Genomic DNA, 13,415 nt, shown 5'->3' on the forward strand with positions numbered 1-13,415 from the left:
TAAGTCGTAGCCTCAAAACACTAAGGCTCAAAATGTCATTGTGGTTCGTTTAATATGCATTACCGCTTGTTTTTGAGTTTTTGTGTCTCAACTCGCTTGGCTATGGCTATAATTGATCGATATTGATATCCACTCAAGGTGATTGCTAAGCTATAGACTCAAACATTATTGAGCAATTAGCAAGTAGTGGCTTCATAGCAGTAATAGCTAGTACTGCAAATCCAGAAATAATGGTGAGGATTGATTGATGGCATCCAACATGAACAACAAAGGCATTGACGCAAACGATCTAGACAAGGATCTCGTGGGTCGTAAGGATAATGCAGATGATTCTGATGCTATGAATGTTGACTGGATGATTATGTCTGATTTTAGTACCAAAATTGGTGCGCCCACACAACTATCCTCAAATCAATCTCCCCCTAAAGCGACAGCCGCCGCGACAACAGCAAAACCCATAGTGCCACCACGCGCCACTGATGACTTAGAAGAGGATTTGGAAGACATCGAATGGTTGCAGTCACTTGGGCTAGATGAGCCAGTTGAGAGCTACAACAAACCTAGTAAATCAGTTACTGGTAATAATCTCTCTGCTGCGTCAACACAATTTAGTCAGTTTAATCAGTCAAATGCCAACGCTGAAGCGAATAACATTGAAAATATTGATTGGCTCATTGTTTCTGATCTCACAAATCGCATCGAAGACTCTGTACCCAAAACTGAATTTAACCGTTCGGATTCAATTTCACAATCTTTAGATACTTTCACAAATTCTGCCGCAGACGACTTTAGCTTTTTAGACGAGCCAGAGTTAACAGATTTCGATAGTCTTGGCTTTGATATAGCGAAGGATGATAATGAGAAAACCTCTGGTGACTTTGCCAATGAATTTCCTAGTGATGAATTTAGCCAAAGTGCCGACTTAAGTGACATGGAGTTTTTGGGGGATCTGCTACAAGAAAGTAGTGGTGCGACTGATGATCTATCAAACGATATACTCAATGATCTTAGAGATATCGAAGAACTAGACACAATTGGGCGTAGTTTTACCTACGAAAATGAAGGAACCTCAGACAACAGCGAAATTAGTGACGACTTGCTTGAGATCGATAATTCTGTCGATAGTTTAACCGATAATCTGGTCGATGAGCAGTTAGACCTACAACCTAATAGTTTTATTGATAGTTCTATTGACGGAAGTTTCGCTCAATCTGAACAGGCTCTTGCTAGCCCTGATTTAATCGATGATTGGCAAGTTGATCCTATGGTGTCTGAAAATGACTTTGCTGTTCCATTAGAAGTAAATCCAGATGTAGATGATGCCATTTGGTCAGATAGCAACAGTCTGTTAGCTGAAGTTGGTTCGTCTACTGACTACGCAGATGTATTTGCTGATGACTGGCAACCTCTTAGTGACAATGTTCCCCTTGATGATGGGGTTTGGCATAGTTCTGAAAGCGCCAGTGATGCGGCTCTATCAGATACAGTGATTAATAATGCCTTTGATAATCCCTTTAATAGTTCCTTTGATGAGTCGCTTGATAATCCCTTTGAGATGGAAAGTGGATCTGATGATGAGGCGATCGCGTTTGCTAATTTTGATTTTCAAGACAGTTTGGCTAATAGCCCAAACGATAGCTCTACTGAAAATTTATCTACTGACAATTTGAATGATGCTGATTTTGCAGTAGAAACTTCAAGCACTGTCAATGATCTTGTTGAAACTAGCGAAGCGGCGGAGTTTAGCGATCGCCCAGACTTTGAGAATGCGAATTTTGAGATAGATCTTGAACAAGAGATTATTCAACCGATGCTTGAGGCGGATAGTTTTGAATATTACGATGAAAAGTTAGAGCCAGCAACTGATTTAGGTCTCAATCTAGACTGGCAAGATAATTTGGAAGCTGATGCTAATTTAGGTGCAGATGCAGATTGGGGGAACAATTGGCAAGATAATTTGGAAGCTGATGCTAACTTAGGTGCAGATGCAGATTGGCAAGACAATTTGGGCAGTTCAGAGCCTCTAGAAGATCAAGACTATTGGCAAGAGAATCTTGAGGTGGAAAGTATTGATTGGCAAAATATTACAGAGTTAGAACAAGATCTGGAGCAAAATCTAGGACAGGAGTTAGCACAAGATTGGCAACCTCAAGATGAGTTCAAAGACGAGTTCAAACAGGAACTGAATGACTGGTCATATCCGCCAATACCAGAAGATATGCCACTTGAGGCGATCGCCCCAAATGTAAGCACTCTTAGCGATGCTGCTGAACCAGAACTGCAAGAACCAGTTGACGACTATCAACATGATTATTTGCCCTCACAGGATTTGAACTTAGAAGCCAATTTTGAGCAAGAAATTGATCGTAATTTAGAAATAGGCTTAGAAGGCAATTTTGAAAGCAATTTTGAAAATATTCTTGATGAAGATTTTGATTTAGCAACCTTTGATGAAGATAGTTTGACCAAAGCACCTAGTGCTTATACGTCAAGTGTTGCGACTACTTTAACACCTATTCACAAGGAACTTAATACCCCGCTTCCTGCGGATGATGTTGAACTTATTGCCAATGAGCTTGATCGCGATATCCAAACAAAAATTGAACCCATCGAGGATGTTGAATTTAGCCGTAATGTCAATCTAGATGCCAAGACCCTAGATCCAATCGATATAATTGATATATCTGTTCCTGAGCCGTCACCAGCTTTTGTCCCTCCTCCACCTATTCCACCCGTGATAGATAGCTTTGATCCTATTGAAGAAGAAATCGCTAACAATCTCCTACGCGATCGCCAAAACTCAGAGGCGAGTTTTATTCAAGATGCTTTGAATAAAGATTTATTAGGTGATGATTTATTAGGTGATGATCTATTGGCAGGTGGTATGAATCACGAATATCTTGATAACTTTGAACTAGATAATCTCGATACCCAACTATCCGCAGACTATGGCTTCACCCCGCCTGCCATTTCTACGGGCTTAAATGCTCCCACCCCGCCCCCATTGATGCCTCCTGCCGCTACCGCGTCAATGCCCACCCCGCCCCCCATTGCCGCCAATCCACCCAACTTTTACGAAGAGCCATCGTTATCCCATACTTCAGCAACGCCCCTAACACCGCCATCACTCCCACCTCTGCCCCCTAGACGCAATACTGCAAGCAATCCATCAAGGATGTCATTGCCTACCCAGTCACACCAGCCTAAGGCAAGAAATGCACCCGCACCTGATAGTTTTGATAGTTTTCATGAGTCATCAGGGCGATCGGCTAACCCTAGAAGTGCCAAAGACATTGACTCTGTGGAGCAAGGCTGGTCAGAATTATTAGATGCAGATACGGTACTATCGGGCGTGTTGCGATCGCCGATCTGTGGCGACACCACTGGCGGTCAGTCTTCGCGCTCAACCCCCAGACCAAATCCAGATACAGGTGCTGCTCGTTCGCCTTCCCCACGCCAGCCCCAACGTCAGCCGCAAGAGCGAGGACGAAGTCAAGGCAAGAAACCTTCAACAGGATTACCTAACTTTGATGAGATGGGTTTAGAAATACATGATGACAATACAGACTGGTCTGGACTATTAGACAGTGGTGAGCTATCTGATAACATCACCACGATTAGCAATGCAAATACGCCCAAATCATCACGACCAATGCCCCCACGGTCAGACATGACCATTGGTGGAGAAACAAGGGAAATTCCCCGCGATCGCCGTCCATCGACACCTAAATTTAATGATTCGACACAGGCAAGAATGGGCATCCCCGCCGATCCTATGGATTTTAACCGTTTTACTGAAGATAACTATGATGCTTACCAACCTGTAACGGCTCCTCCCGCAGCACCCCAAAAGCCCAAAATGGCGATGCCTAGCATCAGCCTAGAGTCTCTGTGGAATGACTATCTCAAATATCCTGTAATTGGGCTAGGGGCGATCGGCGGTGCATTTTTGTTGTATGGCTTGGTCAACCGACCCATATTTGATTTTGGATTACGATTGGGCGTTTTTAAAGATGCAAAAGGTATGGATTTTACCAAGGCAGACTTTACAGGTGCAAAACTAGAAAATGTTGACTTTAGCGAAGCCAACCTGACTAACGCCAAGTTTCACGATGCAAACCTTGCGGGAGCCAATTTGCAAAATGCAAAACTGGATGGTACGGACTTCAAAAATGCCAACATGAATGGCGCAAGGTTAATTAATGCTAGTGTGGTTTGGGCAAATTTTTCCAATGCTCAAATGAATTTAGTTGACTTTTCAGGAGCCGATATTACGCGCTCTAACTTTACTGGCACAAAAATGAATGGAGCCAGTCTCAAAGGCACAAAGATTGGCGCACAGGGAACAGATAAAGCAACGAGGTTAAGTCCCACGGTTTTATTGGCTTGGCAAATTGTCAATGAGCCAAGGGAAGGGCGTAATCTCAATGGACAGGACTTGTCGGCACTTAATCTCAGTCACAGTATGCTCAAGAGGGCAAACTTAACGAATGCTAAGTTAAACTTTACCGATATGACTGAAACAGATCTCAGTGGTGCGAATCTTAGTGGCGCTCAGGTCAACGGTGCAAATTGGAATGGGGCGAAGCTAAATGGGATCAATCTTACCGATGTGAAGTTTGATAAGACCAAACTTCCTCGAACCGATGAACAAACAATTTGCCCTAATAATCGTCCAGGTCCTTGTAAGTTTTGAGGGAGCAATTTTATGGTGGCGCTATGGCGACTTGCGCTCAAGACCAAGCCCTGAGAGATGTTTAGGACTTACGCAAATCAGCCAGAAGTAGGGGCAGTTCATGAGTTGCCCCTATGCGGCAATAACGGTTGCAAATATTTTTGCGTAAGTCATAATGCTAAATTTGTCTTTGGTTTTTACCTCGTCCGTACCAAGATGAAAACCGCGATAGCTAAACAACGGAACGCACGGCGCGTAAGATATCTTCGCGGGTAAAGGGTTTGGTAACATAGACATTTATACCCTGTTTCATACCCCAAAGCTTATCTAATTCTTGATTTTTAGAAGTACAAGCAATTATAGGTATATCCTTAGTCTCAATGGTTTTCTTTAGACTACGACATAACTCTAAACCACTCATACCAGGCATCACTAAATCTGTTACAACAACATCGGCTTTTTTGCCTGCGATTTTTTTGAGGGCTTCTTGACCGTTATTAGCAATAATTACGTTGTATCCACTCTCAACTAGATAGCTAACAATTAAGTCCTGCTCTGAAGGTGTATCTTCAACCACAAGTATTGTCGTCATAATTTCCTCATTTCTATTTCTATCAAATCATATCAAATGACGCATCATCATTTTTAATAAATCAGAATAAATCAGACTGTATAAAAGGCTATAAAAGGCTTGGTAAGGTAGTCGGTTGCTCCTGCGCGATTGCTATGTTCAACTCTTCATTCGTTCTTTCATTGACAACGCAGCTAGAGCATAGCCACCATCGGCTCCATCAATGAAATGCACCTGTCTACCATCGCGCTCAAATACGAGGCAAGTCATGAGGGCGCGATCGGAAATATGAATACCGTAAACTAAACGTCCTTTCAAAAACTGCTTATCTAAATAGCTAATTAACCTTTGTCTCTGTTTGATCTTGCCTGAAATAACCATACGGAGGCAATCATCAAATTTTTTAAAATCCGTAGTCTCATTGACAATTTGTTTGTAATTGCCCCAATTGAATCCTGCAATTTTAATCTTTAAATTCATGAAAATTAATCCTAGAAAATTAATAACACGTAATTTCCAGATGTAAAGTACCTTTTGCCAAGGCTTTTGATAAGCAGTAAATACCCTTGCTTCTAAAGCTAAATTTTTCTTTAAAAATGAAAGCTGCAAATTATCAACTACTACAGGATTACAATCAATATCTTTGCCGTAAATATGTTCGATTTGCTGAATTACTTCACAATAAATAGCATCTATTTGACTCTGGCTAGGGGCTGTTACATAAACGATCAAACTCATGATCTCCTCATGTCTTGTCGGGATATCTTGCCATCGACATTCTAGACCTGTGTAATCGGCGATCGCCTGATCAATATTGATTTGAGGACTATATAAATGACTGGTGGCACGTTCTTTAATCAAGCGCGTTGCGTAGGTAATGCCGCCCCCCCTGAGAATAGCTTGGCTATAATTTGGGGAGACTCGTAGCTTTGCCACTTTGAGGCTATGGTTATCGGTAATGTGTTCTAGGGGTATGATTCCCGCCCTGAGTTCCAATTTAAACTCTTCCTTTGCCATGTTTTGTAACGCAACCAGAGCTATTTCCACTTCCTGAATAAATCTTGGTGGAATCAATAATGAAGCCCCATCTCCGCCGAAAACAAAAGGAATTTCCAGTTCACCCACAATATTGAGAATGGCAACAATTGAGCAAGCACCTAATAAATTAACGTCTTTATATCTTCCTGCCGCGATCGCGGCGGTTGATTGAGCAACATCAGTAATAACTACCACCCATTCTTTAGGAAAGTCCTGAAAGTTAGAGATATCAGTAATATCAGCAAAGTCTGAAATAGTCTCTAGGTCAGCATAAAAGGTTTCAGATGCAAAATTTTTATCCAGAAAATCCTGAGTTATCATGGTGCTGCTCAATGGCAATAGATTAAACAGCGCGAAGCACTGCTCCTAAAATCCTAGCAATAATTGCTTAATCGTACATCCGCCAAACATACAGCACTTTACGCTAGCTAAAGACCTAGATAATTTTTTGAAGGCATTGCGGAGCAATGTTTTAAGTCTCAATAGACTGTGTTTGGTTAGTCAATTGGCGTTGCTAAAATCTTTTTAAGGGCGATTAATCCTTTTTTGAGTTGCCTCGAAACTGTCACTGCACTGATACCCAAGGTTTCGGCAACTTCGCGGTGGGTAAATTCTTTTAAAAACACAAACTCTACAACTTCACGGGTGCGATCTTCCAATAGATCTAATGCTTGTTGCAGCCGAATACTATCTTCTTGGGCAAGTTGAAAGCTTTGATATTTATGATCGGTGACGAGATCGCCGAGGGATGTGGAGTTCTCTTCGCTTTGATCGATGGGTGTATCAAGACTAATGGGCGATCGGTTTTGACAGGCAAGTTTGATGTCATACCATTCATTAACAGTGATCCCCAATTCATTGGCAATATCTTGGCTAGAAGGCTCGCGTCCTGTTTCAGCGCATCTAGCGCGGATGATCTTACAGCCTTGGTTATAGATTGTTAGCCAAGCGCGAGGCATCTTGACAGTAGGGCTTTTGTCGCGGAGATAATGTTGGATTTCGCCTTTGATGTAGGGAACGGCAAAGGAGCTAAAGGCATTGCCCTTGCTCACATCAAAACGCTCGATCGCATTGATCAACCCAATCGAGCCAACCTGCATGAGATCCTCAAAGCTTTCTTGACATTGGTTTTTCCAATGGTATGCCTCACGTCTTACCAGTCCAATATTAAGATTGACTAACTGATTTCGTAGCTTGATTGATGGATTGGCGCGATAGGCTTGCAAAATTTCGAGGGTTTCCCGCTTACGCGAAACAGTCATTTGTGGATCAATATCTTCGGGTTCGCTAGGTTCGTTGCGACTATCGAGAATTTGCCTATGTAAAAAGCTCTCCAATTGTTGGTAAATTAGCGATCGCGCTGATTTATCAAAATCTTCGCAGCAATCATAATCTGTTGTAGGTGCAAACTGGGTCAATGCTTTTTTGAAAGCTTGTTTACCAATCTGAAGCAATTCCCGATCTATCGCTCTCCTTTCGCCAGCATGACGGTTGGTAGTGCGGCGCTCTTCTGTGACAGGGCGTTGAAGGGCGCTAATTTGGTTAATTAGGGCAAGGGGCAGCGAGGCGATCGTTTCCCTAATTAATCCCATATATATTTCGACAAGACGATCTTCTAAGATTACGGATGGCGAAACCTGATATGCTCTTAAAAGAGTAAGATTATTTTTATCTTGGGGACTGCTTGAATCCGATGGCATACTCCAGACATCCTCAACGATGCAAGCCGTTAATAAGTATGCCCAACACATGAAATGAGATTTTTGCATACATGAGCTTGATACAGATAGTTGTCAACTGCACATAGATACTTAAGATCGTCTCTTACAATCTATTGTGGTCAAATCTAAACTAAAAAATATGAAATCGTGGCTTTAGGACAATTTTAATTTTTATGTTGTAGTTTGCTTGATCGGCAATTGCTGTAAGTTGGATTAATCTATTTGTTCCGAAGCCCAGGGAACCCTATGGTGCATTACCAACAGCTAGTAAGCTGAGGAATCGCATATATGATGCCCTTACGAAAGCAATTATAAGGGCAAATACATCGTCAAGCACAAGCGCCATTATACAGTGTTCTGCGTATTTGCTATTTACAGCACTTTGTCCTTTAACCTAAATCAGAAAAAGTTGGGAGTCTTTGCTTGCTTTTTGCTGTAGGCAAAATCTGAACTGCTATAGGTCTTGATGGGTAAAGGCTTTGGCATTTGCACCTGTGTAGTCAGCGACAATGTGACCATTGCCCACAAGGCGATATTTATAAGTGACTAGACCTTCTAGCCCAACGGGACCTCTTGGGGGCATTTTGTTGGTGCTGATGCCCACCTCTGCACCAAAACCGTAGCGGAAGCCGTCGGCAAAGCGGGTTGAGCAATTGTGATATACCCCTGCGGCATCAATATCGCTCATAAATAGATCGGCGATCGCTTGATTTTGGGTGACGATCGCCTCAGTATGCTTGGAGCCGTAGGTGGTGATATGGGCGATCGCTGAGGCGGCGGAGTCCACAATTTTGATGGCTAAAATTAGATCGCAATATTCTGTTGACCAGTCGGACTCGGTGGCGGCCGCAATATCAATAGTTTTGTTAAGGATTTTACAGGTGAGATCGCAGCCACGCAATGCCACTGCCTTTGACTGTAAGGCTTGGGCAACTAGGGGCAGAAATTCGGGGGCGATCGCCTGATGCACTAATAAGGTCTCAATGGTATTGCATGCGGCGGGATATTGGGTTTTGCTATCGACAGCGATCGCTACTGCTTGCTCCAAGTCAGCAGCTTGATCGACATAGAGATGACATACGCCATCGGCATGACCCAACACAGGAATATTGGTATTGGCTTGGATATAGCGGACAAACTGGTTAGAACCCCTAGGAATAATGAGGTCGATCAATTTGTCCATTTGTAAAATGGCGATCGTTTCGGCACGGGTGGTCAATAACTGCACAACATCGGGCGAAACCTGTGCGCCCCGATCTACATCTAGATCTGCATCCAAATTGGGGCAACTGGCGAGAGCTTCGCGCATCACAGCCGCGATCGCCTCACAGGAATGTACAGCTTCACTGCCACCCTTGAGAACTACACCATTGCCCGACTTGATGCCGAGGGCAGCAATTTGGGTCACAGCATCAGGACGCGCCTCAAAAATCACGCCGATCACTCCTAAAGGGCAGGATAGACGCTCTAACACTAAACCATGATCAAGTTCACGATGGATTTGCCGATCGCCAATGGGATCATCCAAGCGCATCACATCCCGCACCCCTGCGATCATTCCTTTTAGTTTATTCGCATCTAATTTGAGCCTTGCGATTAGGGAATTTGGCAATTGATTGGCGATCGCTGCCGCAACATCCTCTTGGTTTGCCGCCAAGATTTTGGCAGATTGCTGCTCTAGGGCAGAGGCGATCGCCTCTAGGGCATTATTTTTGACAGCCGATGGCAATTTTGCAAGGCTGATCGCGGCGGCGCGAGTGCGCTGAATTAATGTTGTTAGTTCAGTCAAGTTTCTTTCTTGGTTGGGGTTTAAACGCAAAGCATTGTAATTTTCTATCCTTATCTATTTTAGATCACAAGCGAAAGTCATGCTAGGTGATTTTCGTGTGGGGCAATTCAGGAACTATCCCTACTTTTGTCTGTTGGGCGGAAGTCCTAAATTTTTTCTACAAGCGTTTCATTTTCTTTTTGAGATCTTGGACATCCGCATCGCTGACCTTGACCTCGCGCAGCCTTGTGGCATAGGCGGGAAATGGGAAACCCACTAGCAAAGGTGACGGTACTTCGGGCTGATGGATAAACATACTGCCTGATTTGAGTAACAGCGATCGCTTGCGGCAAGCCCCTGTCAAGAAGTTATATTCAGGACGCTCCACCTCGGCGGAGTCCAACCGCCCGACCACCCGCACCGCCGCCTGACCGACCACCCGCCGTTCCACTTCTGAAGCGGTTTGCTGTGCGCCAATGAGAATAATTCCTAGCGATCGCCCCCGTTCGGCAATTTCTACCAATAGATCCTTGATGGGGCTGCGACCTTCTTTTGGTGCATATTTATTCAACTCATCTAGGACAATAAAAACAACAGGATATTGACCGCGTTTTTCCTTTTCCATAAATAACTTATGGAGCAGTACCCCCACCACAAATTTTTGGGCTTTACTGCCGAGTTTATTGATATCCGCGATCGTTAATTGATATTCTGCCGCAAGGGGATCGAGATGATGCTTCTGTAATTCTTCTATGGGCAAATCACCGCGAATCAGGTGGGACATTTCATCGGCAATCCCCCAAAGCCTGCGGGTCAGCGCTTCCGCCGTAGCAGGAGCATTGCGACCTAGCCATTTTTGATCGGTATTCTCCACCAACTTATATTCGAGAAATTCGATCAAATCGCGAAAGGTTTCCACTTTGTCCTTACCATCTTCGCCATAGATATCATCAAGATCTAGACTCGCTCTAGGGGCAAATCCTAACTTGCGATCGTGTTTATCATTGTCGATCGCCAATTTTGCCAATCTCTCTTCGACAATACTTGCCAAAAAGCCAATATTGCCCCGTTCAAGATCCTCCCCTGCAAAGAGAAATCGAAACAGGCGATCGCGACAAAATTCGCGCATTCCCCACACATAGGCAGAAATATTATCGGAACGTTGATCGAGGTGAGGTTCTATCTCTTGGGTGTTTTTCTTAGGAGCCGCACAAAAGCGCACATCACGGAAAGGCTGCACGGGTAAATCGAGAATTTGATAACTAGCGCGATCGTCTGGACGGATTTTACTATTCTCTTTATCTAGAAAAAATAAATCTTCCCCCTTCACATTAAAAATCAAAGCCTTAGTATTAGCTCGCTTAGTTTCCAATGCTTGGGAATTAAAAATAGAATGCAATAAAAATAATGCAAAGGAAGTCTTAGTTGCCACCCCAGAAATGCCAGAAATATTGACATGAGCGCCCTTTGTGCCATCAATAAATTCATAGTTTAAATAGGCGGTGCTGCCATTTCGCATAATTCCTGCGGCAATGCGCTGTTCCATGCCATCAAAATTCAGGGCAAACCGCAGATTCTCATCTTCCGCTAGATAGACAGCATCCCCTGGTTGGGGCGGCAAATATTCTTCAGGCTCAATGCGCGTAACTTGAATATGCGCTGCATAGGATACATTCACGGGCATACTGCCACTTGTCACCAAAAAGGTATCCGTATCAAATTGGGTTCCCTCATGGATCGTGCGGACATGATCCACCACGCCATAAAAGTCCACGATGCCTTTGTTGTCGGGGCGCGTGGTTTTGACCTGCACCACATCATCAAGGCGCAAAACTTGGCGATCGCACACTGCCACCCAAAACTCAAGGGGGGTAGCATCCTTAGTGCCTAAAATATAGCCAATTGGTTCATTCATTGTCTTAGACATAGACTTTATAGACGCTTGATGTTCTAAATGCTTTTTTAAATACTTTTAAATACTGTTTTAAATCTTAGATGCAACCTTTACATTCATGGAGGAAATCAGGGGAAACGTGATTTTACTTAAAAGATGTTTTTATTTTACTGTGGGATTTATCGACATTGAGAAAATCTCAAGAAAATCGCACTCTAGATATGCTTTAATTGCGAATACTTTGGATTTATTTCAGTCTCTATTTGCAGAGCAGTTCTTTTATTGTATCTAGTAGATCGGCAGGATGAAAAGGCTTTGCAACATAGGCATTAGCACCTTGTCTGAATCCCCAATAGCGATCGACCTTAGTGGATTTGGCAGAACACATCACAATATTAATATGCCAAGTTTCAGGATTTTCTCTTAATCTGCGGCATAGCTCATAGCCATGCATTTGGGGCATAATGATATCCGTAATTATTAAATCTGGTCGAAAGGATTGCGCTTGAGCGATCGCTTCTAACCCATTACTCGCTGTGGAAATTTCAAATTGATTGTTTTTGAGTAAATTGGCAATCATTTCTCTCTGGGTAGAGCTATCTTCAACAACTAAAATCTTAGACATCACTTTAATTCTCAATTCCATGCCTCAATCCTAGTCTGGAGAATTTGATTACACATGAAGATTAAGTACTGAATTGCAATAGTACTTTAGTCCTATGCTTAATTAGGACTAAGGCTACTTGTTAGATTAATTTGCAATGGTGTAGCTTTGATTTTGCCCCAAGCACAATGAGAGCCTCTATGAAACTAAGATGGAAAATTCTATGAAAATTCGTGTTTTACTAGTAGATGATCATTCCTTTATTCGTCGCGCCCTCAAAATTTCTCTCGGAGATGAGGCTTCTCTAGAAATAGTTGGCGAGGCGGAAAATGGGGAAGTAGCGATCGCGCAGGTGGATCATCTCAAGCCTGATGTCGTTTTGATGGATATTCAAATGCCAATTATGGACGGAGTAGAGACAACCCGTCACATTTGCGATCGCGCTCCAGAAACGAAAGTTCTCATTTTGACAGTAGATGATACTGACGAAAATATTTCGCAAGCTTTGAAATATGGTGCTTCGGGATATATCTTAAAAAATACGCTTCCTGAAGAACTTGCCTTTGCAATTCAAGCCGTATACCGAGGCTATATGCATTTAGACTTAAACTTAGGAAGAAGAGTAATTGCGCGGATACCAGAAACAACAGAGGTCTTAAGTGCTGATTGGGGCAAACTTACTCCAAGAGAACAGGAAATAGTGCAATTGATTGCTACTGGAGCAAATAACGAAGAAATTGCAAATCGATTATATATTTCACAAAGAACAGTAAAAAATCATATTACAAGTATTCTCAGTCAGCTAAATCTGCGAAATAGGACTCAGATTGCTATTTTAGTCGCTCAAATCAAGTAGCGAACAGGATATTGCGGATGCTGTAGCTTGGGCGCGTAACTCATGAGCGATCGCTTGAGAGTGGTAATTGATACTAATTTGGTGTTGTCAGCTTTGGTGTTTGGTGGTAGTACAGCAAGATTACATTTAGCATGGCAGAGCGATCGCTTTGTTCCATTGGCTTCTAAGTCAACGATTATGGAACTAATCAGGGGGCTTGCTTATCCAAAGTTCAAATTAACAATCGCGATTTGCTCTGTCTTGTTGATAATTTTGCCTATCCAATAGTAACTGTTGAGCAGTTTTTTA

The 13,415-nt window shown here is 43.0% G+C and carries 8 protein-coding genes and 1 pseudogene; 3 read left to right on the forward strand and 6 right to left on the reverse strand.

The window, feature by feature from the left end:
* The first annotated feature begins 247 nt into the window (after positions 1-247).
* Entirely contained in the window at positions 248-4,696 is a 4,449-nt protein-coding gene (locus H6F44_RS03395; RefSeq protein WP_190349511.1) for a pentapeptide repeat-containing protein, read from the forward strand.
* A gap of 211 nt (positions 4,697-4,907) precedes the next feature.
* Here the strand turns inward: H6F44_RS03395 and H6F44_RS03400 are convergent, their stop codons facing one another.
* The 6 genes from H6F44_RS03400 to H6F44_RS03425 form a co-directional block, all read right to left on the reverse strand.
* Positions 4,908-5,267, reverse strand: coding sequence for a response regulator transcription factor (locus H6F44_RS03400; protein ID WP_190349512.1), 360 nt, complete (start codon positions 5,265-5,267; stop codon positions 4,908-4,910).
* Positions 5,268-5,405: 138 nt separating this feature from the next.
* Positions 5,406-6,605: a DUF3095 domain-containing protein gene (locus H6F44_RS03405; RefSeq protein WP_190349513.1), complete on the reverse strand. Its 1,200-nt coding sequence runs from the start codon at positions 6,603-6,605 to the stop codon at positions 5,406-5,408.
* 176 nt (positions 6,606-6,781) lie between these two features.
* Positions 6,782-8,053 (reverse strand): RNA polymerase sigma factor SigF, encoded by a 1,272-nt coding sequence (locus H6F44_RS23735; protein WP_322096157.1) that lies wholly within the window; start codon positions 8,051-8,053, stop codon positions 6,782-6,784.
* Positions 8,054-8,459: 406 nt separating this feature from the next.
* Positions 8,460-9,794 carry a glutamate-5-semialdehyde dehydrogenase gene (locus H6F44_RS03415; RefSeq protein WP_190349514.1) on the reverse strand — a complete coding sequence of 445 codons (1,335 nt, stop codon included), beginning with the start codon at positions 9,792-9,794 and terminating at the stop codon, positions 8,460-8,462.
* Positions 9,795-9,951: 157 nt separating this feature from the next.
* Positions 9,952-11,700: an ATP-binding protein gene (locus H6F44_RS03420; RefSeq protein WP_242016419.1), complete on the reverse strand. Its 1,749-nt coding sequence runs from the start codon at positions 11,698-11,700 to the stop codon at positions 9,952-9,954.
* A gap of 226 nt (positions 11,701-11,926) precedes the next feature.
* Positions 11,927-12,292, reverse strand: coding sequence for a response regulator transcription factor (locus H6F44_RS03425; RefSeq protein ID WP_190349515.1), 366 nt, complete (start codon positions 12,290-12,292; stop codon positions 11,927-11,929).
* Between the two features lie 202 nt (positions 12,293-12,494).
* Here H6F44_RS03425 and H6F44_RS03430 point away from each other — a divergent pair, with 202 nt between their 5' ends.
* Complete coding sequence (locus H6F44_RS03430) at positions 12,495-13,127, forward strand: response regulator (RefSeq protein WP_190349516.1); 633 nt, start codon at positions 12,495-12,497, stop codon at positions 13,125-13,127.
* Positions 13,128-13,169: 42 nt separating this feature from the next.
* Positions 13,170-13,349: pseudogene (locus H6F44_RS03435) on the forward strand (PIN domain-containing protein); the annotation flags it as partial.
* Between the last annotated feature and the right edge of the window lie 66 nt (positions 13,350-13,415).

The sequence above is a fragment of the Pseudanabaena cinerea FACHB-1277 genome (assembly GCF_014696345.1).
GTDB lineage: Bacteria > Cyanobacteriota > Cyanobacteriia > Pseudanabaenales > Pseudanabaenaceae > Pseudanabaena > Pseudanabaena cinerea.